This window comes from Pyxidicoccus sp. M15 (assembly GCF_056858435.1).
Genome location: NZ_CM166495.1, coordinates 5,160,384 through 5,187,116 on the forward strand (window position 1 = coordinate 5,160,384; position 26,733 = coordinate 5,187,116).

At 69.7% G+C, this 26,733-nt stretch carries 24 protein-coding genes; 14 read left to right on the forward strand and 10 right to left on the reverse strand.

Features of this window, described 5'->3' with window-relative positions; translation table 11 throughout:
• Positions 1-20: 20 nt before the first annotated feature.
• A complete protein-coding gene (gene corA, locus ACX9TP_RS19615) occupies positions 21-965 on the reverse strand; it encodes a magnesium/cobalt transporter CorA (protein WP_482981256.1) in 945 nt (314 codons plus the stop codon).
• Positions 966-1,047: 82 nt separating this feature from the next.
• On the opposite strand from corA, the gene ACX9TP_RS19620 reads away from it, so the two are divergent.
• Genes ACX9TP_RS19620 through ACX9TP_RS19630 form a run of 3 tightly spaced genes read left to right on the forward strand, consistent with a single transcriptional unit; the run spans position 1,048 to position 4,264 of the window.
• Positions 1,048-2,235 carry a hypothetical protein gene (locus ACX9TP_RS19620; protein ID WP_482981257.1) on the forward strand — a complete coding sequence of 396 codons (1,188 nt, stop codon included), beginning with the start codon at positions 1,048-1,050 and terminating at the stop codon, positions 2,233-2,235.
• Positions 2,235-3,071: an HAD-IIB family hydrolase gene (locus tag ACX9TP_RS19625; RefSeq protein WP_482981258.1), complete on the forward strand. Its 837-nt coding sequence runs from the start codon at positions 2,235-2,237 to the stop codon at positions 3,069-3,071. The genes ACX9TP_RS19620 and ACX9TP_RS19625 overlap by 1 nt, the downstream gene beginning before the upstream one ends.
• Positions 3,068-4,264: a class I SAM-dependent rRNA methyltransferase gene (locus tag ACX9TP_RS19630; RefSeq protein WP_482981259.1), complete on the forward strand. Its 1,197-nt coding sequence runs from the start codon at positions 3,068-3,070 to the stop codon at positions 4,262-4,264. Before ACX9TP_RS19625 ends, ACX9TP_RS19630 begins: the two co-directional genes overlap by 4 nt.
• Positions 4,265-4,325: 61 nt before the next feature.
• Here ACX9TP_RS19630 and ACX9TP_RS19635 read toward each other — a convergent pair whose 3' ends face one another.
• Positions 4,326-4,754 (reverse strand): hypothetical protein, encoded by a 429-nt coding sequence (locus ACX9TP_RS19635; protein WP_482981260.1) that lies wholly within the window; start codon positions 4,752-4,754, stop codon positions 4,326-4,328.
• Between the two features lie 25 nt (positions 4,755-4,779).
• The gene (locus tag ACX9TP_RS19640; RefSeq protein WP_482981261.1) at positions 4,780-5,730 is read right to left on the reverse strand and encodes a hypothetical protein; all 951 of its coding nucleotides are present in this window, start codon (positions 5,728-5,730) and stop codon (positions 4,780-4,782) included.
• Between the two features lie 143 nt (positions 5,731-5,873).
• Here ACX9TP_RS19640 and ACX9TP_RS19645 point away from each other — a divergent pair, with 143 nt between their 5' ends.
• From ACX9TP_RS19645 to ACX9TP_RS19655, 3 genes are all read left to right on the forward strand, one after another.
• On the forward strand, positions 5,874-6,506 hold the full coding sequence (locus ACX9TP_RS19645; RefSeq protein WP_482981262.1) for an alpha/beta hydrolase: 633 nt from the start codon (positions 5,874-5,876) through the stop codon (positions 6,504-6,506).
• A 161-nt stretch (positions 6,507-6,667) separates the two neighbouring features.
• Positions 6,668-8,467: a S8 family serine peptidase gene (locus tag ACX9TP_RS19650; protein ID WP_482981263.1), complete on the forward strand. Its 1,800-nt coding sequence runs from the start codon at positions 6,668-6,670 to the stop codon at positions 8,465-8,467.
• Entirely contained in the window at positions 8,464-8,679 is a 216-nt protein-coding gene (locus tag ACX9TP_RS19655; protein WP_482981264.1) for a DUF5818 domain-containing protein, read from the forward strand. The genes ACX9TP_RS19650 and ACX9TP_RS19655 overlap by 4 nt, the downstream gene beginning before the upstream one ends.
• Positions 8,680-8,705: 26 nt before the next feature.
• Here the strand turns inward: ACX9TP_RS19655 and ACX9TP_RS19660 are convergent, their stop codons facing one another.
• Positions 8,706-9,893 carry a CPBP family glutamic-type intramembrane protease gene (locus tag ACX9TP_RS19660; RefSeq protein ID WP_482981265.1) on the reverse strand — a complete coding sequence of 396 codons (1,188 nt, stop codon included), beginning with the start codon at positions 9,891-9,893 and terminating at the stop codon, positions 8,706-8,708.
• Positions 9,894-10,058: 165 nt separating this feature from the next.
• On the opposite strand from ACX9TP_RS19660, the gene ACX9TP_RS19665 reads away from it, so the two are divergent.
• From ACX9TP_RS19665 to ACX9TP_RS19675, 3 genes are all read left to right on the forward strand, one after another.
• Entirely contained in the window at positions 10,059-11,369 is a 1,311-nt protein-coding gene (locus ACX9TP_RS19665; protein WP_482981266.1) for a hypothetical protein, read from the forward strand.
• Positions 11,370-12,554, forward strand: coding sequence for a cytochrome c3 family protein (locus tag ACX9TP_RS19670; protein WP_482981267.1), 1,185 nt, complete (start codon positions 11,370-11,372; stop codon positions 12,552-12,554).
• Positions 12,555-12,712: 158 nt separating this feature from the next.
• Positions 12,713-13,234 carry an Ig-like domain-containing domain gene (locus tag ACX9TP_RS19675; protein WP_482981268.1) on the forward strand — a complete coding sequence of 174 codons (522 nt, stop codon included), beginning with the start codon at positions 12,713-12,715 and terminating at the stop codon, positions 13,232-13,234.
• A 1-nt stretch (position 13,235) separates the two neighbouring features.
• Here ACX9TP_RS19675 and ACX9TP_RS19680 read toward each other — a convergent pair whose 3' ends face one another.
• From ACX9TP_RS19680 to dnaJ, 6 genes are all read right to left on the reverse strand, one after another.
• Positions 13,236-13,745, reverse strand: a complete 510-nt coding sequence (locus ACX9TP_RS19680) for a DUF6265 family protein (protein WP_482981269.1) — start codon at positions 13,743-13,745, stop codon at positions 13,236-13,238.
• A 53-nt stretch (positions 13,746-13,798) separates the two neighbouring features.
• Positions 13,799-16,288: a 1-acyl-sn-glycerol-3-phosphate acyltransferase gene (locus ACX9TP_RS19685; protein ID WP_482982198.1), complete on the reverse strand. Its 2,490-nt coding sequence runs from the start codon at positions 16,286-16,288 to the stop codon at positions 13,799-13,801.
• Positions 16,289-16,367: 79 nt separating this feature from the next.
• Positions 16,368-18,089 carry an arginine--tRNA ligase gene (argS, locus tag ACX9TP_RS19690; RefSeq protein WP_482981270.1) on the reverse strand — a complete coding sequence of 574 codons (1,722 nt, stop codon included), beginning with the start codon at positions 18,087-18,089 and terminating at the stop codon, positions 16,368-16,370.
• A gap of 75 nt (positions 18,090-18,164) precedes the next feature.
• The gene (locus ACX9TP_RS19695; RefSeq protein ID WP_482981271.1) at positions 18,165-19,862 is read right to left on the reverse strand and encodes an ATP-binding protein; all 1,698 of its coding nucleotides are present in this window, start codon (positions 19,860-19,862) and stop codon (positions 18,165-18,167) included.
• A gap of 100 nt (positions 19,863-19,962) precedes the next feature.
• Positions 19,963-20,691: a HEAT repeat domain-containing protein gene (locus ACX9TP_RS19700; RefSeq protein ID WP_482981272.1), complete on the reverse strand. Its 729-nt coding sequence runs from the start codon at positions 20,689-20,691 to the stop codon at positions 19,963-19,965.
• An 88-nt stretch (positions 20,692-20,779) separates the two neighbouring features.
• The gene (dnaJ, locus tag ACX9TP_RS19705) at positions 20,780-21,937 is read right to left on the reverse strand and encodes a molecular chaperone DnaJ (protein WP_482981273.1); all 1,158 of its coding nucleotides are present in this window, start codon (positions 21,935-21,937) and stop codon (positions 20,780-20,782) included.
• Positions 21,938-22,049: 112 nt separating this feature from the next.
• Here dnaJ and ACX9TP_RS19710 point away from each other — a divergent pair, with 112 nt between their 5' ends.
• From ACX9TP_RS19710 to fusA, 5 genes are all read left to right on the forward strand, one after another.
• Positions 22,050-22,778, forward strand: coding sequence for a hypothetical protein (locus tag ACX9TP_RS19710; protein WP_482981274.1), 729 nt, complete (start codon positions 22,050-22,052; stop codon positions 22,776-22,778).
• A complete protein-coding gene (gene rimI, locus ACX9TP_RS19715; protein WP_482981275.1) occupies positions 22,775-23,269 on the forward strand; it encodes a ribosomal protein S18-alanine N-acetyltransferase in 495 nt (164 codons plus the stop codon). Before ACX9TP_RS19710 ends, rimI begins: the two co-directional genes overlap by 4 nt.
• 226 nt (positions 23,270-23,495) lie before the next feature.
• A complete protein-coding gene (gene rpsL / locus ACX9TP_RS19720) occupies positions 23,496-23,867 on the forward strand; it encodes a 30S ribosomal protein S12 (protein WP_164016133.1) in 372 nt (123 codons plus the stop codon).
• A gap of 154 nt (positions 23,868-24,021) precedes the next feature.
• Positions 24,022-24,492 (forward strand): 30S ribosomal protein S7, encoded by a 471-nt coding sequence (gene rpsG / locus ACX9TP_RS19725; protein ID WP_044191600.1) that lies wholly within the window; start codon positions 24,022-24,024, stop codon positions 24,490-24,492.
• A 144-nt stretch (positions 24,493-24,636) separates the two neighbouring features.
• Positions 24,637-26,712, forward strand: coding sequence for an elongation factor G (gene fusA, locus ACX9TP_RS19730; protein ID WP_482981276.1), 2,076 nt, complete (start codon positions 24,637-24,639; stop codon positions 26,710-26,712).
• Positions 26,713-26,733: the final 21 nt, after the last annotated feature.

Here is a 26,733-nt window from a genome sequence, read left to right on the forward strand (position 1 = left end):
TCCGTGAGACGTCGGAGACGTCAGAGCCACTGCTTGTGTCTGAACCAGAGGATGAGTGCCACCGGGAACCCGATGATCGTCACCCACATTGCGTAGTAGTAGCCCTTCGCTGAGAGCACATCGAAGTTCTGCCCGAAGAACCCGACGATGAAGGACAGGGGCAGGAAGAGGGTGGAGAAGATGGTGAGCTGCTTGGTGATGTCGTTCGTCTTGTTGGCCACCATGGAGAGGTAGCCGTCCATCACGTTGCCCACGATGTCCCGGCCCGCGTCGATCTGCTCGTACAGCCGGACCAGGTGGTCGTAGACGTCGCGGAAGTAGAGCGTCGTCCGGTCATGGATGTTGGGCAGGCCTCGCCGCGACAGGAGTCCCACCACGTCCCGCTGGGGTGACAGCACCCTGCGCACCGTCACCAGCATCCGCTTCATCTCGAAGATGCGCTGCAGGTGCCCCTTCTCCACGTTCTCGAAGATGGCGACCTCCAGGTCCTCCAGCTCGTCGCTGAACGCGTCCAGGATGGGGAACTGCGCGTCCACCAGCCCGTCCGCCAGCATGTAGAGGACGAAGTCCGTGCCCCGCTCCAGCGTCGCCTTGGGGTCGTCCATCACGCGCTTCTTCACCGCGTCCAGCCCCGCGAAGGGGAACTCGTGGACGCTGATGAGCCAGTCGTGAGACAGGAAGAAGTGGTGCTCGTGCAGCGTCAAATCACACACGTCCTTGCTGGCCACGGTGAAGCCCTGCAGGACGATGAACTGGTGGTTGGGGTATTCCTCCAGCTTGGGCCGCTGGTCCAGGTGGAGACAGTCCTCCACGGCCAGCTTGTGCAGGCCGAACCGCTCCCCCAGCCGGGTCATGACTTCCTCGGTCGGCTGCTGCACGTCGACCCACTTCCGGCCCTCGGCATCGAGGAGCTCCTCCCCGCCGGTGACAAGCTGACCGCCCTTCAACAGACAGACCTGGATCATCCCGTAGCGCTCCCGAATCAGCGGCCGTGCCTGAAGTCGAGTGCTAGAACTCCCCCGCGCCGAAGTCGAGCGCTAGTAGAGTGTGTGTCCCGTGTCCGAAGCCGCTGAAAATGCCCCGGCCTCCCTGTCCCCGAGGCTCGAAGAAATCCTCAAGTCCATCCCCGACCGGGCTTTCGCCGGCCGTCTGCGCAAGGTGTACGTCGCCGCGGCCCAGGCCATCGCCCGGCTGAGCGACATGGACCTGGTGAAGTACGAGACGCCCGTCGTGGACTCGTCCCCGGACCTGTCGCTGTGGGAGGAGATGGCGCCCGTCATCCGCGACACGGTGATGGACGTCAACGCGCTGCTCAACGTCATCCGCGAGCAGTTCCCCGTGCAGCCGCTGGGCGGCATCGCCGACACGGTGAGCCGCGCGGCGGACGAGGTCGGCAAGCAGCCGGGCGGCGGCGGAGACCCCGCCGGCCTGCTCCGGGAGGCGATGAGCCAGATTGCCCAGAACGTCACCCAGCTCGGCGAGGCGATGCGCAACCCGGCCGTGGTGAGCGACCGGTGGACGCTGCTGTCGGAAATCCAGCGCTTCCGCGCCCGCTTCCGCGAGCAGATGAGCAACCTCGTCTTCGAGTCGGTGGGCACCTTCGGAGAGGTGACGCGGGCGCAGGTGGTGCCGGGCTACGAGGCCGAGGTGAAGGCCGCGGTGACGGTGCGCGCGATTACCTCCGACCTGGCTCGCATCATCTCCGCGCGGCTCAAGAAGGTCCGCGAGGCCGAGCCCGAGGACGTGCAGTGGAACGCGCAGCAGCTCCAGACGGAGCTGGACGCCTTCGGCCGCACCGCCGCGTACCGGAACCTCCGCGCGCAGGACAAGCGCCACATCGTGGAGATGCGCGCCGAGGTGGGCCGCCTGTCCATCCTCCCCAACCCCTCCCGGCCGGAGCTGGTCGTGGTGGTGGGGCAGCTCGAAGAGTTCGTGCGCGGCCTGTCCGCGGTGAATCAGCGGCAGGTGCTCATCATCCATGACCGCGAGGTGTGGGCCTCCTGCGGCGTGCGGTTGGAGCGGGCCCTGTCGCTGGTGGGCTCGGACCCGGCCGGCGCCGCGCGCGCCCTGGCGGAAGCCGCCGGCAGCGCCCAGTCCCTCTACGGCCGCGACTCCGAGCTGGACGCCTTCCTGCGCAAGGCGCGCAAGCTCCAGATTGGCCAGCTCTCGCCGGCGGACCTGCGCTCCACCATCGAGTCCTTCCAGGGGCTGTTGGCCCAGCTGGACGTGATGTGATGGCGGCGTCCAGCAAGCAGTCCACGCCGCGCCCGCTGCGCGCGGCGGACCTGTCCCGCGTGGAGGGCGTCTTCACGGACGTGGACGGCACCCTCACCACGGGGCACAAGCTGCGCTCGGACACGGTGCGGGCGCTCGAGCGCCTGTCCGCCGCCGGGCTGCACGTGGTGCTGGTGAGCGGCCGGCCGGCGGGGTGGGGTGAGGCGTGGGCGCGGCAGCTCCCCGTGGACGGCGTCATCGTGGAGAACGGCGGCCTGTTCTTCCTGAAGGGGAAGCACGGGCGCATGCGGAAGGTGTACGCGGAAGGCCCCGCCGAGCGCGTGGCCAACCGGAAGCGGCTCCAGGCGGAGGTGGCGCGGGTGCTGAAGCAGGTCCCCGGGGCCCGGCTGTCGCTGGACAGCGCGTACACCGAGGTGGACCTCGCCGTGGACTACAACGAGGAGGCGCGGCTGGGGGATGACGGGGCGGCTCGCATCGAGTCCCTGCTGACGGCGCGAGGGGTGACGGCGGTGCGCTCGTCGGTGCACGTCAACTGCTGGCTGGGCCGCTTCGACAAGCTGAGCGCGACGCGGCGGTTCGCGAAGGTGGCGTGGGGCGAGCGGCTGGAGCCGGCGGACGGGCGCTACGTGTACGCGGGGGATTCTTTCAACGACGCCCCGATGTTCGCAGCATTTGCACTGGGCGTGGGCGTGGCCAATGTTCGCTCCGTGCTGGACCGGATTGACGCGCCGCCGGCCTTCATCACCCGGGCGGCCGAGGGGCGGGGCTTCGAGGAGCTGGCAAGAGCCATCCTCGCCCGCCGGGCCCGCGCGGCCCTTCGAGGAGTGACACCGTGAATGTCGTGAAGCTGGAGCTGGCGCGAGGACTGGGGCGCCACCTGCGCGCGGGGCACCCGTGGGTGTTCCGCAAGGCGCTGGAGCACGTGCCGAAGATTCCGGCCGGCTGCGTGGTGGACCTGACGGAGAATGGGAAGTTCGTGGCACGCGGGTACTACGACCCGCACTCCGCCATCGCCGTGCGCGTGCTGACGAGAGACCCTCGCGAGGCGGTGGACGCGGCCTTCATCACCCGCAGGGTGCGCCAGGCGCTGAACGAGCGCACGTCCCTCATCGACCTGACCGACACGGACAGCTACCGCCTGATTCACGGCGAGGGCGACGGGCTGCCGGGCGTGGTCGTGGACCTCTACGCGGGCTGGGCGGTGATGAAGCTGTACTCGGCGGGCCTCACGCCCTACCGGCCGCTCATCCTCGAGGCGCTGAAGGCGGGCGTGCCCGGCCTCAAGGGCGTGCTCGGCCGCGACGAGGTGGGGCGCGACGACGTGGACGAGGACGAGGGCCGCGGCTCCGGGAAGATGCTCTACGGGCACGAGGCGCCGGAGCTCATCCCCATCCGCGAGCGCGGCGCGACGTTCCTGGTGGACGCGTGGAAGGGGCAGAAGACGGGCTTCTTCCTGGACCAGCGGGAGAACCGCTACCTCATCCGGCGGCTGGCGAAGGGCCGCGACGTGCTCAACTGCTTCAGCTTCAGCGGCGGGTTCTCCGTCAACGCGGCACTGGGCGGGGCCAACAGCGTGTTCTCCGTGGACCTGGACCCGGACGCCATTGCGCTCGCCCGTGAGAACTTCACGCGCAACGGGCTGCCCGCGGAGAAGCACGACTTCCTGGCGGCGGATGTCTTCAAGATCATCCAGTCCTTCAAGGAAGAGGGCCGCACGTTCGACCTCATCATCCTGGACCCGCCGGCCTTCGCGAAGAGCCAGCGCGCGGTGCAGGCGGCCATCGACGGCTACGCGTCCCTCAACCGGCAGGCGCTGGGCATCCTCAAGCCGGGCGGGCTGCTGGCCACGGCGTCGTGCTCGGCGCGCGTGACGCCGGACGACTTCATGGGCGCGGTGCGCGAGGCGGGCTTCAAGTCCGGCGTGGACCTGGCGCTCGTCGAGGAGCGCTACCAGCCGCCGGACCACCCCGTGCGCCTGCAGTTCCCGGAAGGGAAGTACCTCAAGTTCTACGTGCTCCAGGCGGTGTAGCGAGGCGCGGGTGGCGACGAGGTCCAGCACCTCGTCGCCCTCGGGCCCGGAAGCACCCTGGCTACTTCTTGGCGGGAATCACCTTCGCGGCGACGCGCTCGAAGACGGGGCCGCCCCAGGTGAGGCTCGCGGCCATCAGCTTGTTCATGCCGAGCTCGAACGACTGGTCCGGCGGGACGGTGGCGTACGTGCGGCTGAGGAAGAGGCTCTTGCTCTCCTTCTCGAAGTCCACCTTGCCCCCGCCGGTGTCCGTGCCGGCCTTCTCCTCGGCGAGGAAGCCGTCGAGGACGCCGGGCCGGGGAGCGTCGCGGAAGCGGTAGATGAGCGCGCTGCACTTGAGCTCGCCCGACGTGGGGACGAACTCGAAGTAGAGCTGCGCCTCGCCCTTGGCGAGACCACCGAACCCCTGCGGGTTGAGGCCCGGGCTGTGCTGCTCGCCCTGGGTCCGCATGAAGGCCTGTACCAGTCGCTGCGCCTCTTCGATGTTCATGAGCGCCTACATAGCACGACTCGCGCTAGAAGCGTCCGGCCCGGGCCTCCTCGAAGGGCACGCGGTGCTTCAGGTACGTGTCCGCCAGCGCGTGCGCGCCGCTGAACGCGCCCTTCTCGGAGAAGTAGTGCACCTTGGCGCCGCGGCCCGCGTCGCGCAGCAGGTCCGCCGGGCTCTTGCCGCTCCCGCCGAGGCCGAAGAGGGTAGGCACGAGGTCCTTGTCGTTGACGTAGTGCACGTAGCTGGGGCCGTCCGGGTAGGTGCAGGCGGCGGCGCCGAACGTCTCCACGTTGAGGCGGCTCATCGTCTGCTCCACCTGCGGCTTGGACATCCCATCTTCGATGCGCAGCCGGCGCGCCACGTCGTTGAGCGCCCGCGAGGTGATGAGCCCGCCGTGGCTGTAGCCCATCAGGTTCACCGAGCGGCCCGCCTTCAGCTCGGAGTAGATGGTGTCCGCCAGCGTGTCCACGGCGGGGTTCTTGCCTTTGTCCAGCTTGTCCTTCACGCACTGGAGGAGGTCGGAGACCATGCCCTCGGTGGCGTTGTGGATGCCGATGGCGCGCATGCCGGACCTGTCCGCGATGGCCTGCAGCTCCGCGGACTGGCCATTCTTGTCCGTGGAGATGCCGTTGACGTAGATGACGGTGGACGTCGCGTTCGGGTTGTTGCGCGGCGTGACGGCGGGAATCTGGCTCAGCGGCGTGCCGGGCTGGAACGTCTGGCCCCCCGCGCCCACCAGCTTGCCGTCGTACGCCTTGTCCTTCGCGCCCGCCGGAGCGGTGAAGACGCCCGCGACGGTGTTGGCCGCCTGGGCGGCCTTGCTCTCGAAGCCGTCCACCACGGTGGCAGCCTTCTGGCCCACCGTCTGCGCGGTCGTCTTCACCGTGTTCGCCGCCGTCTGGGCGGTGTCGACGGCCTTCTGGGTGCCGGTGCCAATCCTGGTGACGAGGTTCCGGCCGCGCTCGATGAGGCTCATGCTGGGGGCTCCTGTGGACGTCGCTGTCCTCCATTCTCACCCGAGAACCCGGGAAGTTGCGTGGGGCTGGATGATTCAAGTGTGGGGAGATGTGCCCACACACGGGCCGGGCCGCCGCGCACCTGGAAGGTTAAGGTGGGAGCATGGTCCAGAAAGGACAGTTCCTGGAGCGTGCCACGCTGGTGCCGGTGGGCCGCGAGGTGATGGAGGGCACCGCCCACCGCGGCACCCGGGCCCCGCCGCTGCTGGTGATTCCGCCCCGTCCGGACGAGGGGGGCGGCATGGACCACGTCATCGCGTCGGAGCTGGTCTGGGCGGCGGCCAACGCGGGCTTCCCCACGCTGCGCTTCAACCACCGGGGCGTGGGCGCCAGCCAGGGCACGCGGGGCAGGGATTTGGCGCTCCTGGAGGACGCCGAGGCGGCCATGCGCATGCTGATGGAGAACGCGGGCACGTCGGCGCTGGCGGTGGCCGCGCTCCATGGCGGGGCGCAGGTGGCCCTGGCGCTCCAGGCGAAGCACCCCTCCGTGGGGGGGCTGTGCCTGGTGGCGCCCGCGGACGTGGCCCCTGACGTCCTGGGCCGGGTGGCGTGTCCGCTCCTGGTCATCCAGGGGGAGCAGGACGCCCGCCTGCCCCGGGCCAGGGTGTCAGCCGCTGTCGCCCAGGCGGGAGGCGATTTAGAGGTCATCGACGATGCCGGGGCCACGTTCCAGCGCAACCTCCCCCAGGTCGGGCGGGCCGTGGCCGCATGGCTGCGCCGGCTCTCCGGCGGATGACCGATGCCCGTGCAACCCCGTGGACTTCTTCACGTTTCTTTATCCCCGGGCCCTTGCACGCCGGGAGAGGGGGCGTACAGACTGTGAGTGCAGACCCAATCGTTTCGTCGTTCGTTCGTAGGGGTCTTCTGGAAGAGCCTCGTTCCTCAAGGAGTAGCCCGATGCGGATGGTGCGATGGACCCTGGGTGGCGCGGTGCTGGCCGTGACGCTGGCGACCGCGTGCGCCTCACGCTCGGATGAGCAGGCGCCGCCGACGCAAGCGGAGGCCGCCGCGGTCGGAGCGCTCGAGCCCATGGACGTGGTGGATGGCGCCATCGTCGTGGACTTCAAGGACGGCACCACCAAGGCCGAGTTCGACGCCTGGGAGGCCGACTGGGGCGTGGACCTGGAGCTCAACTCCGTGGAGAGCGCCGACGAGGCCCTCACCCTGGCGGTGGGCGTGGACGACGTCGAGGGCACGCTGGCCCGCATCCGGCAGAACCCCGACGTGGAGTCCGCCGAGCCGCTGATGGAGGTCCGCGCCAGCTTCACGCCGAACGACCCCAAGTACGCGGAGCAGTGGAACCTGCGGATGATCGACATGCCCAAGGCGTGGGAGCGCAACCACGGCAAGGGCGTGGTGGTGGCGGTGCTCGACACCGGCATCGCCTACGAGGACTACGACGAGTTCAAGCAGGTGCCGGACCTCAAGGGCGCGAAGTTCGTGAAGGGCTACGACTTCGTGAACGACGACGAGCACGCCAACGACGACCACGGGCACGGCACGCACGTGGCGGGCACGATTGCCCAGGCCACCAACAACAAGGAAGGCGTGGCGGGCGTGGCCTTCGAGGCGACGCTGATGCCGGTGAAGGTGCTCAACCACTTCGGTGGCGGCACCACGGCGGACATCGCGGACGCCATCCGCTTCGCGGCGGACAAGGGCGCCAACGTCATCAACATGTCGCTGGGCGGCGGCGGCCACTCGCAGGTGATGGCGAGCGCGGTGGAGTACGCGCGCAAGAAGGGCGTCACCGTGGTGGCGGCGGCCGGCAACGGCGGGCGCGCGCGCGTCGAGTTCCCCGCGGCGTACCCGGGCGCGGTGGCGGTGTCGGCGGTGGGCCCGGACGGCACGCTGGCGCCGTACTCGTCCTACGGCAAGGAGCTGGACATCGCCGCGCCGGGCGGTGACAAGCGCCGCGGCGACCAGGGCGGCATCCTCCAGAACACCATCGACCCGCGCAACCCGGCGCAGTCCGTCTACGCGTCCTACCAGGGCACCAGCATGGCCACCCCGCACGTGGCCGCGGTGGCCGCCATGTTGTACGCGGCCGGCGCCAAGGGCCCGGACGAGGTGGAGAAGGCGCTGTACGCCGGCGCGAAGAAGGTCGCGGACCAGGCGTGGAGCGAGCAGTACGGCCACGGTCTGCTCAACGCGGAGGCGTCGCTGGCGTCGCTGCGCGGCGGGATGTCCCAGTGGCCGCCGCTGTACTGGGCCATGGCGCTGCTGGCCTTCGTGCTGCTGACGCTGCGTGGAGGCGCCCGTCCCGGCTACCTCAACGTGCTCTTCAAGCCGGCGTTCCTCCTCCCGCTGCTGCTGTCCACGGTGGGCGCCTTCTTCCTGAAGAACTGGTTCGGTGGCGCGGAGGGCGCGGCGGGTGACGTGGTGAACGTGGCCTCGCTGCCCATCCCCGACTGGGAGCGCATCATCTTCGGCCGTGGCAAGACGGTGAACCCGCTGTTCTACAGCGCGCTCATCCCGCTGCTGCTCTCGCTGCCGTCCATCAAGTGGCGCGGCCTGCGCGCGGCGGTGGGCGGCCTGGCGCTCGGCTTCGCGGGCTTCCTCGCGTACTCCGCGTGGGCGGGGGCTCCGGCGCTGGCGTGGATGCCGTTCACCTTCCTGGCCAAGCCGTGGCTGGGCTTCAACACCGTCCTCTGCCTCGTCATCGCCCGCGCCATGCTCAAGAAGGAGGAGGCGTGAAGCTCACCGGACGCGTCGTCTTCCGGGACATCGAGACGGGGGTGTGGGTGCTGGAGGGCGACGACGGAACCACGTACCAGCTCGCGGGCGGCGACCGGAAGATCAAGAAGGACGGCCAGCGAATCGAGGCCGAGGGCAGCGTGGACAAGGACCAGCTCACCAGCGCCATGGTGGGCCCCGTGTTCCACGTCAGCACGTATCGCTTCGTCTGACGGCAGGCGTGCTCCCCGCCGCCGGCTCAGGGCTCCTTCTGGAGGCCCAGGGCCCGGCGGTGTGAGCGGGCCTGCCGCTCGCGCTCCTCGTGGTAGGCCTCCATCGGCGACTCGCCCCGGCGCGCGGAGCTGCGCAGCACCTGGAGCGCCTTTCGCTCCGCCTGGAGGCCGGGGGGCGCGTCCTTCTCGAGCGTGGGCAGCGGGTGCTGCGCGTCGTAGAAGTTGAGGGAGATGCCTCGGGCATCCACCGCGCCCAGCGCCACCAGCGACAGCGTGGCGGCCACCACCCACGGCAGCAGCAGTCCCGCCAGTGAGGGGCGAGGCTCCGGCGCCCGGGCCTCCGCGTCGGTGGCCCGGGCCTGTCCACCCAGCAGCCCCGGGTAGTGGCGCGCGGCCGTGAAGAGCGCGGACAGGCCGATGATGCCCAGGCTGGCCAGCGCCAGCACGGCGCGCGGGTCCGTCTCCGTGTCGGTGGCTTCCTGTCCCAGGGCCTTCGCCGTGAGGAAGAGCACGGAGGACACCAGGTTGTTGGCCGCGTGCGCCGCGATGCTCGGCCACAGCGAGCCGGTGCGCAGGTAGAGCCATCCGAAGAGCAGCCCCAATTCCACGCGCGCGGCGAAGCCCACCGGGTCCAGGTGGAACGCGCTGAACACCACGGCCGTCACCACCAGCGCGCGCACCGGCGAGGCCGGCTTCGCGGGCGTCAGGCCTCGCTGGAGGATGCCGCGGAAGAAGAGCTCCTCGCATACGGGCGCGGCCACGGACACGCCGGTGAGGAGCAGGGCCAGCTCCACGGGCGACTGGCCCTCGAAGAGGCGCGAGCCGTCGAACATCTTCGTCAGCCACTCGGGGGCGAGGCTCTGGGCCCCGAATTGAATGGGCACCACCAGCGCGAAGAAGTTGGCCACGCCCAGCAGGAAGCCGAAGAGGGTGGCCGCGCGCGGCGCCGGCGTCAGCCCGGTGTACTCACGGGGGCGCCAGCCGGCGAAGCGCAGCATCACCCAGCCCAGGCCGAGGAAGACGAACAGCTCGGTGAACCAGATGCCGAAGGCCGGGTTGATGAACTGCACGAAGCCGCCCACGGGGAGGAAGAGCGACAGCGCGAGCGCGGTGCCCGCCACCGCCATCGTGCGCGGGCTCGTCGAGGCCTGGGGCGGCTCCGGAGGCACGGGCGGCTGCGGCGGCTGTGAGTCGCTGGGAGCGGAATCTTCCACCGTTTCGTCTCCTTGTTACGAAAAGCCGAACTGCCCGCACTGGGGCTTTCCTATACTGTCCGCACGTTGACGTCCTTCATCCTGGCTCGGACAGCGCGGCGGACGTGGTGCAGGTGCTCTCGGACCCTGGGAGCGCTGGGCGCCCTGTGGCTCGGCCTGGGAGCGGTGACGTCGCACGCGGCGGCGTTCCAGGTGGAGGCGCGCACCGAGGCGCAGGCGTACCAGATTCGCGCGTGGCGTGGCACCACGCCGGAGGACCCGGTGCTGCTGCCGCGCCGGCGCATCGTCCAGTACCTGGGCCTCAACGCCTTCGAGCTCGTCACCGGCCAGGACATGGGCTTCGAGTCCAACCTGCGCGTGTGGGCGGACTTCGGCCTGCCGCGGGGCGAGGCGGCGCTGGTGGACGGGCTCAAGTCCGAGGACGCGGAGCTGCTCCACGCCTACGTGCGCTACGCGAAGGGCGGCTTCGAGGGCCGGCTGGGGCGGCAGCTGTACGGGGACGTGACGGACATCCTCGCGTTCGACGGCCTGCGCCTGCGGTACGTGAGCCGGCTGGGGCTGGGCGTGGAGGCCTTCGGCGGGCTGTGGGTGAAGGGCGCGAGCGTGCTCGGCTCGTCGGTGTATCAGCTCGACGGCACGCGGGAGGGTGACGCGACGCTGGACGCGCTGGAGCCGCTGTACGGAGCGAAGCTGCTGCTGGAGGACCTGGGCGGCTTCCACGCGGCGGCGGGCTACCGCAAGGCGATGGTGGAGGGGAAGACGGACCTGGAGCGCGCCACGCTGGAGGTGCGCTACGTGCGGGGCCTGGGCGTGAGCGCGGTGGCGGGCGTGGACTACGATTTGTTGCAGCGCAAGCCGGCGCAGGTGCGCGTGCAGGCGCGGTGGGACAGGACGCGCTTCGCGGTGAGCGCGGAGGCGATGCGGCTGTCGCCGGTGCTGTCCGCGGACTCCATCTGGTACTACTTCGCGTGGGCCCCCCGGGATGAGGCGCGGGTGCGCGTGGACTTCCTGCCCGTGGGCGCGCTGCGCTACTACGTGCAGGGCATTGGCAGCCTGTACCACGACGACCTCAACCCGGCGCTGGGTCTCGCGTCGCAGGTGGACGGGGAGGGCGCACCGGAGACGCGCAGCGTGGGCGGTGCGGTGGGCGCGACGCTGCGGAAGGGCGATTTCCGCTCGGCGCTGGACGTGACGTACCGCACGGGCTACGGCGGGGACCAGCTCTGGGCGGACCTGACGGGCGGCTACAGCTTCGGCCGTGACGGCCTCACGCTGGACGGGCGGCTGTCCTTCGCGCGCATCTTCGACAGCTTCAACCCGCGGCTGGGCGGCAACTTCTACGGCGCGCAGGTGTGGGCCAGCCGGGCGTTGAGCCGCGCGGCGCGGCTGTCGCTGGTGCTGGAGCAGAACGTCAATTCCTTCACCGACTCGGACACGAAGGGCTTCCTGCTCTTCGACCTGAAGGCGAGCCTGTAGATGCCGCACCGTCCGAACCGCACCGTGCTGCTGGGGCTTGCCGCGCTGTCGCTGCTGGTGGGCGCTGGCGTCGCCTGGGCCGCGACGGGCCGAGAGCGCAGCCTGGCCGTGTACCCCGCGCAGCACGTGCCGCTGCGGTTCAACCACGCACAGCACCTGGAAGCCGGTGCCGAGTGCGTCACCTGCCACGATGCCGCGCGCACCAGCCAGTCCCCGAAGGACCGCAACCTCCCCGGGCACGAGGAGTGCGAGACGTGTCACGACATCGACGCGGCGAGGAAGGGCAAGCGCACGGACCCGCCGTCCGCCTGCACGACGTGCCACCCGGGCTTCGACCCCACCGTGCGCATGGAGCCCGCGAAGCTGGTGGTGCCGCCCGCCAACCTGCGCTTCAGCCACCAGCAGCACGTGGAGAAGAAGGTGGACTGCACGGTGTGCCACGGCGAGATGAAGGACGTGCAGCTCGCCACCCGGCAACAACTGCCGAAGATGGCGACGTGCTTCACGTGCCATGACGGCAACGTGGCCACCAACACGTGCAAGAGCTGCCACCCGACGGAGGCTTCCGGGCGGTTGAGGCTCTCGTTCGACTCGGGGCTGCTGCGTCCCATGCAGGGCAACCCGCTGGGGCTGGACCACGGGCCGCGCTACGAGTTCAACCACGGCCCCCGCGCGACGGTGGACCGGCTGACGTGCCAGCAATGCCACAGCGAGAGCTACTGCCAGACATGCCATGACGGCATGCAGAAGCCGCTGTCCGTGCACCCCAATGACTTCATCACGCTGCACCCGGTGCAGGCGCGCGCGGGCACGACGCGCTGCGAGAGCTGCCACCGCGCGCAGTCCTTCTGCGTCGCGTGTCATGAGCGCACGGGTGTGAGCATGGACGCGGCTGCGTCCCTGCGCCCGCGCAACCTGAAGGTGCACCCGGACTACCAGGCGTGGGTGGAAATCATCGGGCCGCAGCACCACGGCATCGCCGCGTCGAGGGACATCGGCAGCTGCATCTCCTGCCACCGCGAGGAGTCGTGCACGAGCTGCCACTCGTCGCTGTCCACGCGGAGGCAGGTGAACCCGCACCCGGCGGGCTTCGCACAGGCCTGCAAGCGACTGGCGGGGGCCAACGACAGGGCCTGCCTCAAGTGCCACACGCCGGAGAGCCTGGTGGAGAAGGGGTGCCGGTGATGCGGCGGCTCACGAGCAAACCACCGACTCTGGAGCGCGGCGCTACCGCCTCGGCCGTGGGCTCCGGACGGGAAGGAGCGCGCCGGTGCCACGCGCGGGGCGCCCGTACACCGCAGGTCGGCGGCGCCACCCCGGCGGCGGGCCCTGTACGGGAAGGCGTGCGCCAGCGCATCGAGCGTGGCGCCCGTGCACCGCGGATGCGCCCGCTGGGCCAGGAAGGGCTTCGGGGGCTCGTGCTCGCGCTCCTGGCCGTGCCCGTGCTCACCGGCCTGCCGGCGTGCCTGGAACCCGGAGACCCCATCTACGACCGCCGCGACACGGACCCGCCGGAGGTGCTGTCCACGACGCCCGTCGCGGGCGGCACGGTGTCGCCGAGCGGGACGCTGCGCATCACCTTCTCCGAGACGATGGACCCGCGCACGCTGCGCCCGGGCATCGCCGTCTTCGCGGGCCGCGACGAGGTGGCGCTCACGCTGGCCGCCCCCGAGGTGTCCGACGTGGACGCCGATGTGGAGCGCGGAGACCGGCCGTACACGGTGGAGGCCACGGCGGGGGAGGGCAGCTCGCTCCAGCCGGGCACGGCCTACACGCTGGTGCTGCGAGACAGCCTCACGGATTGGGAGGGCAACGCGCTGACCGGCGAGGTGCGCGTGGCCTTCCGCACCACCACCGGGCCGTGAGCTACATCCGCGTGTAGAGGAAGTCCTCCGCCACGGGCTTGCCACCCTCGTCACCCTCGACGCGCGCGGTGAGCCTGTCCGCGGACTCACGCCGGTAGAGGATGCGCTTCGGGTGGTCATGCGCGGGGTTCTCGAACAGCGCTTCCCCCTCCGAGCAGCGCACGAGCTTGAACTCGACGCCGGGGCGGGCCTTCGGATGGGCGATGTAATAGAGCCCGTCCGGCCGCGCCTCGATGCGGAGGTACTCGAAGAACACCGTCCTGCCCTGCGAGACGAAGCGGCTCATCCCGAGCATGGAGTCCCCCGCCGCATGGGTCCAATGCTCATCCACCGTGCCCGGACCTGACGGGCCCTGCCAGTCGCCCGCCATCCACGCCACGTCGGCGATGGACGTGCCACAGGCGTGCGCACGTGCTGCCGGTGCCGTCGACGGCGTGCTCCGGCAGGAGAGCGGAGCGGAGGAACAAAGCACCACTGAGACGAGGGACAGCAACGGCATGCATCGAGGCATGCCGGCCATCCTCACATGCGGCCAGCCACGGCCGCACTTGTTGCGTGCACTCTTCAGGCCCGCTTGAGGTAGTCGCGGATGTCGTCGGCGAGCTGCTTCCGGTTCCGCTGGCCCTGCTCGTTGGTGACCACCTCGAGCTTCTTGTCCTTCTCGACGAGGTACTTCTGGTCCAGCAGGTAGGCCACCGCGTTCTCCAGGGTGACCTTGGCCAGCGACTCGGCGGCGGTGATGCGGCCCGCGTGGTACTCCGCGCGGCCCGTCTCCAGGGCGAGCTTGATGAAGGCCTTGCGGTCCGTCGCAACGCCGGTGGCCACGTCCTCCAGCGTCATCGCCGCCAGCAGGTACGCCTCCAGGTAGTCGCGCAGCAGGTCCGCCAGGAACTCCAGCTCCGGGCGGGCGTGGGGCTCGGGAGCGAGCGTCAGCGTGTCGCCCTCGTGCATCACCAGGCCCATGCGCACGAGCCGCTCCACCGTCTCCGCGAAGATGGTGTCGAAGGTGAGGCCCACCCGGTAGATGAACTCCACCTTGAAGAGGCGGGACAGGAACAGCGCCCGGGTCTTCACCGCGTCGTACGGCGCGGGTGAGCCGCTGGCGAGCAGCGCGTTGGCCACGAGGCTGCGAGCGGCCACCAGGTTCATCAGCGTGTTCTTGTAGAAGGACATCTCCGGGCGGCGGGAGTCCTCCACCTGGTAGATGACCTCGCCGCGCGCCTCCTGCGTGCGCACCATCTCATCGGAGATGAAGGTGCGCATGGCGTCCTGGATGGGGCCCATCGTCTCCGGGTTGCTCGGAGCGTTGCGCAGCTCCACGGACAGCGGCGAGCCGTCCTCCAGGGCGATGCGGCGCAGGACGCTGATGCGGTCCGCCAGCTCCCGCTGCGTGAGGCCGCGGCGGCGGTGCGCCAGCAGGGACGTGCTCACCAGCGCGTGCGGCGTCACGGTGGACACCTTGCTGATGCCGTACATCACCCGGTTGCCCAGCGCGCGGACCAGGCCCTTCTTCTGCTCGTCCGTCACCGGCTCCTCGGGGTTGAGCCCGCGAGCCTGCATGAACTCCTGGAGGGAGATGGGCTCGTCGAAGCCCAGGTGGATGCGCCCGTAGCGCGCCGCCAGCACCTTGGGCGTGCTCAGCAGCGCCTTCAGGTCCTCCGGCTTCTTCTCCCCGCCGGCCAGCTCCTTCGAGTAGCTGCCGGACTCCACGACCTTCTCGTAGTCGATGGCGACGGGCACGAACATGAGGTCGTTGCGCGCGCCCTCAAGCACGGACTCCACCTGCCAGGTGAACATGCCCAGCTTGGGCGTCAGCAGCTTGCCCGTGCGCGAGCGCCCGCCCTCGGGGAAGAACTCCTGGTGGGTGCCGTCATGCACCAGCTTGCGGACGTACGCCTTGAAGGCCGCCGAGTAGACCTTGTCGTCCTTGAACGAGCGGCGCAGGAAGAACGCGCCGCAGCGGCGGAAGATGGAGCCCAGCGGCCAGAAGGAGAGGTTGGCGCCCGCGGCGACCAGCGGCACCGTGTAGCCGCGGCTCCACAGAATCCAGCTCATCACCAGGTAGTCGACGTGGCTCTTGTGGCTGGGGCACAGGACGAGCGGGGCCTTGCCGGCGGCCTTGAGCGCGCGGTGCAGGCCCGCCTCGTCCACCTCGATGCCGTCGTAGATGCGGTTGAACACCCACTCCAGCACAGGCGCGATGAAGGCCAGCGTGGTGGGGCTGGGGCGCGCGGCGATGGCCTCCAGGTTGCGCCGGGCCTCGCGCAGCACGCTCTCCTGCTTGCGGTTCGTCGAGGCCGCGTGCTCGTCCAGCACCTTGCGCAGGGCCCTGTCCCGCAGCGTCTCGTCGATGACCCGGGCGGCGGGCTTCACCGGCGGACCGAACACGGCGCGCGTCTCGCGGGCCAGGTGGACGTGCAGCGTGCTGCGCACCTTGCGCGCCAGCACCTCGTCCGAGTCCTTCGGGTTCTCCTCCACGAAGCGCCGCAGGTCGATGGGCTCGCCCACGCGGAACTGCGCGCGCTTGTAGTTGCGGAAGAAGGCGAGCATCGAGTGCAGGAAGCCCGGCGCCTCCGGGCTCCCGAACAGGATGTCCACCCAGTTGGGCTTGAGGCGCGCGGTGCGCTTCTCCCAGATGAACAGCTCCGGCACCAGGTACACAGGCCGGTCGGACTTGCGCGCGATGGCCACCAGGGCGGGGAAGGGGTCCTCGCGCGTTTCCTTGCCGGAGGGAGCCAGCAGCGCCGTGCGGCGCAGGAAGACGAGCCCGCTGCCGCCCGTCTGCTGTGCGTACTCGAAGCGCTGCACGTAGTCGCCTGTGTGCTTCGTCTGCCGCCAGGGTCGGGTGAACCAGGGGCGCAGGTTGCAGACGGCGCGCACGGGAGGCAGCGCCCGGCGGACCATGGCCCAGGTCAGGTAGAGGAAGTTCACCCACGCCGTGGAGCGCATGACGTGCACCACGAAGCCCTTCGCGTGGAGGGAGCGCAGCTCGTCCTCGGTCTCCGCGGAGAAGTGGACCCCGTCCAGATAACGGGCTCCCAGCGCCCGGCCCATGGGGCCGAACTCTTCCTTCAGCGAGGCCTCACCCTGATTCCCAGTCTGAGTCAGCACGGTGTCCACGGTAGCCCCCCGGCTACATGTTGTCCGGCGTCGGAATGCCCAGCAGCGTCAGGCCCGCCGCCAGCGTAACCCGGGTGGCGTCCGTCAAGGCGAGTCGCGCCGCGCGAAGTGCATCATTGTCCTCTACGAGAATGCGCTTCTCGCGGTCCTGGTTGCCCGCGGTGAAGTAGCGGCTGAAGGCGGCGGCCACGTCCAGCAGCAGCCGCGCCACCAGGCTCGGCTCGTACTGCTCGGCCGCGTCGCGCACCACCTCGGGCAGGCGCATGATTTCGCGCAGCAGTGCCTGCTCCTCGGGCAGCGTCAGCAGGGCCGCGTCGTAGCTTTGGGGCGCGCCGCCACCCTTGCGCAGCACGCTGACGGTGCGCGCGTGGGCGTACTGGAGATAGGGGCCGGTGTGGCCCTCGAAGCTGAGCACCTCGTCCCAGTCGAAGGTGTAGTCGCTGGCGCGCTTGTGCTTGAGGTCGCCGAAGGCGATGGCGCCCAGGCCGATCTGCTCGGAGAGTTGGTCCGCGTCGCCCGTGTGGATGCGGCCGGCCTCGATGTTCTCCTTCACCTTCGCGGAGGCGCGCTCCTTCGCCTCGTCGAGCACTTCACTGAGCTGCACCACCTGGCCCTTGCGCGTGCTCATGCCGTGGATGCGGCCGAAGGCCACGTGCACGGTGCGGTCCGCCCACGGCTGGCCCATCTCCTTGAGCGTGCGGAACACCTGGCGGAAGTGCAGCGCCTGGTCCTGCGCGACGACGTACAGCGACTTGTCGAAGTGGAAGCGCTCGTACCTGTCTTGCGCGGCCGCCAGGTCACGCGTGGCGTACAGCGTGCTGCCGTCGTTCTTCTTCAGCAGGATGGGCGGCTCGTTGTCGGCGTAGGGCAGGTCGACGATGAGCGCGCCCTGCGACTCCTTCACGCCGGGCTTCTTCGCGATCTGCTCGATGACCGCGTCCATCTTCCCCTGGTAGCGGCTCTCGCCCTCGATGTGCTCGAACTCGATGCCCATCCGCGCGTAGATCTGCTTGAAGCCCTTGATGCTCGTCTCGCGGAACTGGTTCCAGAGCTTGAGCGCCTCGGCGTCACCGGCCTCCATGCGCCGGAAGAACTCGCGGGCCTTCTCGTCGAACGCGGGCTCCGCCTCGGCGCGCTTGTTGGCCCGGACGTACACCTCCACGAGGTGCGCCATGTCGTCGATGCGGGTCGGGTCGCCGTACTCCTGGAAGCCCACCGCGACGAGGCCGAACTGCTTGCCCCAGTCACCCAGGTAGTTGATGCCTTCCACCTTCCAGCCCAGCGCCCGGTAGATGTTGGCGATGCAGTGGCCGAGGAACGTGGTGCGGATGTGGTGGAAGCCGATGGGCTTGGCGATGTTGGGCGACGAGTAGTCGATGGCCACCGTCTTCCCGCGCCCCGCGTCCGCGTCACCGCCGTAGGCCAGCCCCGCTGAGCGTGCCGCGTCGATGACCTCGGCCGAGAAGGGAAGGGGGGCGAAGCGGGCGTTGACGTACGGGCCCACCGCCTTGATTTCGAGCCCCGGCACGCTCAGCGACTGGGCGAGCCCGGCGGCGATGGCGGGGGGCGCCTTCTTCTGCGCCTTGGCGAGGGGGAAGGTGGCGAAGCTCAAGTCACCGTGCGTGGGCTCGGCGGGCTTGATCTGCGCTTCAATCTCGGACGCCGGCACACCCAGGGCCGTGGCGAGGCCCTGGGCGAATGCGGCGCGGTATCGGGAGTAGACGGAGGAGCTCATGGGAACGCGGCGATACTAGACAAACCGAGAGGCCTTCCGGCCACCTCTTGTTCGCGCCCACGCTCATTCCGTTACTCAGGGTACGGCAGGTGCCCGGCGGCTGGGCCGCACCACCGCAGACACCGTGTCCAGCAGCTTGGGCAGTTGCAGGGGCTTTTCGAAGAAGCCGTCGATGCGCTCCAGCCCCTGGCCCGAGGTGAGGGACGCCACCTCGCTGGCTCCCGAGATGATGTACACGACGATGTCGGCCAGCGACTCGTTGCCGCGGATGAAGCGCAGCACCGACTGCCCGTCCTCCTCGCTCAGCCGCAGGTCGAGCAGCACCATGGCCGGGCGGATGTGGGACAGGATGGAGCGCGCCTCCGAGGCCCCCGAGGTGGCCATCACCCGGTAGCCCTCCTGCTCCAGCACCTGCTGGAGGACCTCGCGGCAGTCGGCGTCGTCCTCGACGAGGAGGATGCCGCCGGACTTGGGCGCCGCCTGGTTCATCTCCGGCGTGCTGACGGCCCCGGCGAACATCGGCAGCACCATCTGGAAGATGCTGCCCTCGCCGAGCACGCTGGACGCATCCATGCGCCCGCCGTGCAGTGCGACAATCTTGCCCACCAGCGGCAGGCCCAGGCCGGCGCCGGGCGGACGGGGCATGCCCGGCTGCGCGCGGTAGAAGGCGTCGAAGACGTGCTCCAGCGCCTCGGCGGACATGCCGGGGCCGCTGTCCTTGACGGTGAGCGTGGCCAGCCCGTCCTCGGCGGACACGCGCACCTCGACGGTGTCGTCCGCCTCGCTGTGGTGGATGCCGTTCTCCACGAGGTTGTGGATGGCCTCGGCGATGCGCTCGCGGTCGCCGCGGACGAAGACCTCGGGGCAGGGCGGAATCACCACGCGCACCTTGCAGTGCTCCGCGAGGGCGCCCAGCGCGCGCACCACCTCTTCGGCCACGGACTTGAGGCCGAAGGGGCGCTGGTTGAGCTGCATCTTCCCGGACTGGAGCCGGGACATGAGCAGCAGGTCGTTCACCATGCGCAGCATGCGGTCCGAGTTCCGGTCGCAGATCTGCACCGCGCGGCGCTGGGAGTCCGTCAGGGGGCCCAGCTTCTCGCGCCCCATCATCGCCAGGTAGGACTTGATGGTGGTGAGCGGGTTCTTCAGGTCGTGCGAGACATTGCCGAGCAGCTCCTCGCGGTTCTGCTCCAGGCTCTTGAGGCCGGCGATGGCCGTCTGGAGGTCCTTGTTGCGGCGGGCGCTGTCATCGCGCAGGCGGGCCACCTCGTAGGCGGCGGTGAGCTGGGCGGCCAGCGACTCCAGCAGCGTGTCCGAGGGCTCGCGCCGCGCGCCGAGCACCACCAGCACGCCGGTGACGCCCTGGGGGCCCTCCAGCGGGACGGCCACGGTGTCGCCCTCGCGCAAGAGTGTCTTCGTGGCGAAGGCGCGTCCCACGACGCCCTCGCCCGGGACGGCGGCGGTGACGCGGTCGTCGTAGCGGCCGCGCACGTGCTCCACGTGGAGCTGCTCCCGGGAGGGGAAGTGGCGGGCCACGTAGCAGACCTTCGGCTTGAGCAGCGCGTGAATGGTCTGCAGGTGGGAGCGCAGGGCCTCCGTGGGCCCCGCGTTGTCCGTCAGGTGCCGCGCCATCTCCAGGAGGGCACGGTTGGCGACATCGGCATCCACCGGCGGGGCAGGCTTCACCGTCCGTCGGGTGGGCTTCTTGGCTGTCTTGGCAATGGGACGCAGCGGTACGACTTCGGCCAGCGGCCCCTTCTTCTTCGTGCGCACGTGAGAATCCTGCTCCATGTCCCGAGCGCGAGGGAACGGCCCTGGCTCGCAGGGCCTTCCGGAGGACAGTGGCCGTGTCGGCTGCCCGACAGCCCGGACCTCAGGCCCGGCGCTGGATGCGACCGTCCTGCCCGAGGGCGTAGGGCTCCACCAGGAGCGGCTGCACCTTCGTCTGGTAGCCGTCCACGGAGAAGCCGCCCTCCGCCAGCGCGGCCAGCGCCGACGTCTGGACCCGGCGGGCCGTCTCGTCGGCGGTGAGGAGCTTCAGCATGGGCTCGCGAGCCGGCTCGTACTTGAAGGAGCCGAGCGCCTTGAGCGCGGCGATCTTCACGTCGTCCGACATGTCCTCGAGGAAGGGCAGCACCACCGGGGGGATGCGGGGGTCCGCCTTGCCCGTGACGTGGTGGAGGAGGACGACCTTCTTCTCGGGGTTCTTCGTGTAGTGCGCGGACAGGTGGCGCAGCGCCTCCACGCAGGCGCCGAGCACTTCGTCCTCCGTGAGGAGGTCTCCCAGCAGCCGCAGCGCCCACGAGGTGGCCGACTCGTTCTTGCCGAGGAACTCGGTGATGGGCGGCACGGCGTCCTTGCCGAAGCTCTTGACGAGGTCGAACGTGCGCTCCTTCTCGTCGGCGTCCGTGGTGAGCGGGTCCACGGTGATGGTGAAGCGGCTGAGCAGCACGCTGACGGCTTCGGGGAACTTCATCTCCCCCAGCTGCTCGATGGCCTTCTGCCGTGTCGCCGGGTCCCCGTACTTCTGGGTCACCTTGGACTTGAGCTTGAGGGCTTTGTCGGGGCCCGAGCCGCCCGTGAAGATGTCTAAGAGGCCCATGTGCGCGTGTGCTCCGTTTCCTGCGGAAGCGTGAAGGTAGGAGGTGCCGTCTATGCCGAGGCGGCGCCTGGGACAAGAGACAAGAAAATTAGAGCGTCAGCTCGCGCCGGACATCGTCGCGATAGGCGCGGGAAAGTGTCTCGGCGGCGGCACGCGCTTCGGCGCTGGCTTCCTCGGGCACCTTCACCTGGAGGTGCAGGTAGAGGTCCCCGGGCGCCCCTCCCTTGAGGGAGGGCACCCCGCGCCCCTTCAGGCGCATGCGCCTGCCGGACTGGGAGCCCGGCGGCACCTTCAGCGTCACCTCGCCCTGGAAGGTCGGCACGCGCACGTCCGCGCCCAGGATGGCCTCCGGCACCGTCACCGGCAGGTCGATGTGCAGGTCGTCGCCCTCGCGGCGCACCAACGGATGCTCGGCGACCTCGGTCTCGATGTAGAGGTCGCCCGGTGGGCCGCCCCGGGGGCCGGCGGCGCCCTGGCCGGCCAGCCGCACCTTGGAGCCCGTATGGACCCCGGCCGGTATCTTCACCGTCAGCCGGGTGCTCTCTTCCTTGATGCCGGAGCCGCCACACTGGGGGCAGGGCTCCATCGCCCGCCCGGTGCCCTGGCAGTTGGGGCACACGCCGCTGCCGCCGAAGAGGCCCGCCCGCCGGGGCCGGCCGGTGCCGCTGCAGGTGGGGCAGGTGCCCATCTTCCCCGAGTCGCCCCGGCCGCTGCACGCCGAGCAGCGCCCGGGCCGGGAGATGGCCAGGGTGCGCTCCGCGCCCGCGACGGCCTCGTTCAGGGTGAGCTGCACGCGGGCCGTGAGGTCCTCGCCGCGCTCCGGGCCCGAAGCCCTCCGCCGGCCGAACATGTCGGCCGCGTCGAAGCCGCCCACCCCGGCGCCGCCCCGGCCGCCGAAGAGGTCGCTGAACAGGTCGCCCAGGTCGAAGCCCTCGGCGCCGTAGGGCATGCCGCCCGCGCCGCCGCTCCCGGCCGCGGCCTTGTAGGCGCGGTAGGCCTCCGCCTTCTTCTCGTCGAAGCCGATCTTCTCCGCGTCGGGGCCGAACTCGTCGTAGAGCTTGCGCTTCTTCGCGTCCGACAGCACCTCGAAGGCGGAGCTGACCTGCTTGAACTTCTCCTCGGCGGCCTTGTTTCCCGGGTTGACGTCCGGGTGGTACTTGCGCGCGAGCTTGCGGTACGCCTTCTTGACGTCCTCCGCCGAAGCCCCGCGGTCCACACCCAGAATCTGGTAATAGTCGTCCGCCATTTGTTCCCGCCGTGATGTACCTGATTGAACGTAACCAGCCGGTGGGAGCGCGCCAGCTTGGAGTGCCCGGTTGGCGGGAGATGTATAAAGTCGCCGGAAGATGAGGGAGGCCATGGAAGCGCCGCGCCAGGCTGGAGCGGGAACCCTGTGGCTGGTGGTCTGGCTCCTGTTCGTGCCCGTCGCGGGGGCCCGGGCCGCGCCCCCGCCAGCCCCGGACGCCCGGAACGCATCCGCGCCAGAAGCGGACGCCCGCGTCGTCGACCGGGTGGTGGCCATCATCGAGGGCCGGGTGCTCACCCTGAGCGAGCTGCGCTTCGAGGCCCGGGTGGCGCTCGTCCAGCGAGGGGGCGTGCAGGCCCTGGAGGCCCCGCTCGACGAGGACACGCTCCGGGGCGCCCTGGAGCTCATCATCAACCAGCGGGTCCAGGTGCTGAACGCGGACCGCCTCCAGGCGTTCCCCGCCGAGCCGGCCGAGGTGCAGGCGCGGCTGGCCGCGTTCCAGGCCCGCGTGGGAGGCGAGGCTGCGCTGCAGCGGTTCCTGGCGCGGCACGACATGGACCAGAACGCGCTGGAGGGGGTGCTGGCCCGGGGACTCCGGGCGGAGCGCATCCTGGACAGCCGCATCCGCCTGCGGGCGCAGGTGGGTGAGACGGAGGTCCGCCGCTACTTCGAGCAGCACGCGGCCGAGTACCCCTCGGACTACGAGTCGGTGCGCGCGGCCATCCGGGAGAAGCTGGTGCGAGAGCGGTACGGAGTGCTGGCGGCGGAGGAGCTGGCCCAGGTCCGGGCCTCGGCGCAGGTGCGCCGGGTGGCCCCCTTCGCGCGGGAGGCGCGGCGATGAGGCGGATGCGCGAGGACTCCCTTCCGCGGGGCAGGCCCGACTTCGTCATCCGGCAGATGACGGTGGCGGACATGCCGGCGGTGATGGCGCTGGAGAAGCAGGCCTTCAGGAACCCCTGGTCCCCGGAGCTGCTCCAGCGCGAGCTGCAGCACGAGTGGTCCACCATCCTCCTCGTGGAGGAGGAGCGGAAGGAGGACGGCCCGCTGCTGCTGGGCCTGGCCATCTTCTGGATCGTCCACGACGAGGTGCACGTGCTCAACGTGGCCACCGCTCCGGAGCACCGGCGGCGCGGGGTGGCCCGGGCCGTCATGGACGAGGTGCTCGCCCGCGGCAAGGCCCGCCGCTGCACCCTGGCCACGCTGGAGGTGCGCCGCAGCAACGAGGCCGCGCTCCAGCTCTACAAGTCGCTGGGCTTCCGCCCGGTGGGCATCCGGCCGAACTACTACGTGGACGAGGGCGAGGACGCCATCGTCATGGTCCTCGACTTCTAGCCGCACGCGGAGTAGACGAGCGCCCCGCTGTAGACCCGCCGTGCGCCGTGGTTCCGGGCAACGGGGAATGGACCTCCGGGGCCCTGCCGGTTCATAGGCAGGGTCCAGGCCGTGCTTGACACGGAGGGGTCCCTCCCTATACTCGCGGCCCTTTCCGTAGTCCTGTAGGTAGATATGCGCCGCCTGGTGTGTCTGGCGGTGGCCAACCCCGAAGAAGAGGTATCAGTTGCCGACCATCAGCCAGCTGGTTCGCAAGGGCCGCGAGAAGCTCGTCATCAAGGGCAAGAGCCCGGCCCTCAAGGAGTCCCCCCAGAAGCGTGGCGTCTGCACGCGCGTGTACACCACGACCCCGAAGAAGCCGAACTCGGCCCTCCGCAAGGTGGCCCGTGTTCGTCTGACCAACGGGATCGAGGTCACGTCCTACATCCCCGGCGTGGGTCACAACCTCCAGGAGCACTCGGTGGTCATGATCCGCGGTGGCCGTGTGAAGGACCTCCCGGGCGTCCGCTACCACATCATCCGTGGAACGCTGGACTCCGTGGGCGTCGCGGGTCGCAAGCAGAGCCGCTCCAAGTACGGAGCCAAGCGTCCGAGCTGATCGCTCGTCACGCCGACCACCTTCGTCTCGCAGTGTTTTCGGACGTCTCGCCCCACACCCTGGGGAGCGTCCGTGGGAAGTTCCTCGCAGCAGCTCATGAAGCCCCGTTGATTGCTCTCCAAGTGGGAGTGGGGCGTAAGGGAAGAGAGTAGAGATGCCTCGTCGTCGCGTAGTCGCCAAGCGCAAGATTCTGCCGGATCCGAAGTTCCAGGACCGCCTGGTCACCAAGTTCGTCAACGACCTGATGCGGAAGGGGAAGAAGTCCATCGCGGAGGGCGTGTGCTACGGCGCCTTCGCCCTCATCGAGGAGCGCGCGAAGGAAGACCCCCTCAAGACGTTCAAGAAGGCCCTCGACAACGTCAAGCCGGTGCTCGAGGTGAAGAGCCGCCGCGTCGGTGGCGCCACCTACCAGGTGCCCGTCGAGGTCCGTCAGGATCGCCGCGTCGCCCTCGGCATGCGGTGGATCATCAGCTACGCCAAGGCGCGTGGCGAGAAGACCATGCAGGAGAAGCTGGCCGGCGAGATCATGGACGCCGCCAACAACCGCGGCAACGCGGTGAAGAAGCGTGAAGACACGCACAAGATGGCGGAGGCCAACAAGGCCTTCGCTCACTACCGCTGGTAGGCCCCAAAGGCTTCGCGGTTGCCGCCCGGATGCAGATGCTGCATCCGGGCGGTTTTGTTAGATGGCGCAGGTTCTCTGAAATCGTCCGGTCGGTGGGTGACGCGGCGTGGAGGCCCGTCCCGCTTTTTGGAGAGGTATTGAGTCATGGCCCGTGAGCATCCCCTCGAGCGCTACCGCAACATCGGCATCATGGCGCACATCGATGCCGGCAAGACGACCACCACCGAGCGGATCCTCTTCTACACCGGCGCCATCCACCGGATGGGCGAGGTGCACGAGGGGAACACCACCACCGACTGGATGGTGCAGGAGCGCGAGCGCGGCATCACGATCACGTCCGCCGCGATCACCGCCTTCTGGACGCGCAAGGACCAGCGCTACCGCGTCAACATCATCGACACGCCGGGACACGTGGACTTCACCATCGAGGTGGAGCGCTCGCTGCGCGTGCTCGACGGTGCCATTGCCGTCTTCGACGGCGTGAATGGCGTGGAGCCGCAGTCCGAGACGGTGTGGCGCCAGGCGGACAAGTACAAGGTCCCCCGCATCTGCTTCATCAACAAGATGGACCGGGTGGGCGCGGACTTCGAGATGTCCGTGGGCACCATCAAGGAGAAGCTGGGCGCGCGCGCGGTGCGCATGCAGCTTCCGCTGGGCACCGAGGACAAGCTCCGCGGCGTCATCGACCTCATCAAGATGAAGGCGCTGGTGTTCCACGACTCGGAGCAGGGCAGCCGCTACGACGAGGTGGACATCCCCGAGGAGTTCCTCGAGGCGGCCGAGGCGGCCCGCGGCGAGCTGCTCGAGGCCGCGGCCGAGCAGGATGACGCGCTGACGGAGAAGTTCCTCGAGGGCCAGGAGCTCACCGAGGACGAGATTCGCGGCGCCATCCGCAAGGGCTGCGTGGGGCTGAAGCTGTTCCCGGTGTTCTGCGGCTCGGCGTTCCGCCACAAGGGCGTGCAGCCGCTCCTGGACGCGGTGGTGGACTACCTGCCCAGCCCGCTCGACGTCCCGCCCATCCATGGCAAGACGCCCAAGGGCGAGGACGCCATCCGCGAGACGAAGGACGACGCGCCCTTCAGCGCGCTGGCGTTCAAGATCATGAACGACCCCGCGTTCCAGTCGCAGACGCTGACCTTCCTGCGCGTCTACTCCGGCCGGCTCGAGGCGGGCACGGCCGTGTGGAACTCGGTGAAGGGCAAGCGCGAGCGCGTCAGCCGCCTGGTGCAGATGCGCGCGGACAAGAAGGACGAGCTCACCGAGTGCTTCGCCGGCGACATCTGCGCGGTGGTGGGCCTGAAGCTGGCCAGCACGGGCGACACGCTCTGCGACGACAAGCAGCCCATCATCCTGGAGCGGATGGAGTTCCCCGAGCCGGTCATCGACATCGCCATCGAGCCGAAGTCGACGGCGGACCAGGACAAGATCATCCAGTCGCTGCAGCGCCTGGCGATGGAGGACCCGTCGTTCCGCGTGAAGACGAACGAGGAGACGGGGCAGACCATCATCGCCGGCATGGGCGAGCTGCACCTGGAAATCATCGTCGACCGGCTCCTGCGCGAGTTCAAGGTCGACGCGAACATCGGCAAGCCGCAGGTGGCGTACCGGGAGACCATCACCTCCCAGACGCAGGCGGAAGGGAAGTACATCCGCCAGACGGGCGGCCGCGGCCAGTATGGCCACATCTGGCTGCGCGTCATGCCCAACGAGCCGGGCAAGGGCTTCGCCTTCGAGAACAAGGTGACGGGCGGCGCGGTGACGAAGGAGTTCGTGGACGCGGTGCGGGAGGGCGTCGCCGAGTCCATGCAGAACGGGCCGGTGGCGGGCTACCCCATGGTCGACGTCAAGGTGGAGGCCTACGACGGCTCCATGCATGACGTGGACTCCAGCGAGATGGCCTACAAGATTGCCGGCTCCCTGGCCTTCCGGGACGCCGTGCGCAACGCCACGCCCGTGCTGCTCGAGCCCATCATGAGTTGCGAAATCGTCACGCCCGAGGACTTCATGGGCGACGTCATCGGCGACCTGAACGGCCGCCGTGGGAAGGTGCTGGGGATGGTGCCCCGGCCCGGCCGGGTGCAGGCCATCCAGGCACAGGTGCCCCTGGCCGCCATGTTTGGCTACTCGACCGACCTGCGCAGCCGCAGCCAGGGAAGGGCGACCTACACCATGCAGTTCAGTCACTACGCGCCCGCGCCGAAGTCGGCGCTCAACCGGTGACCGCGGTACGTCTGGCGGAGT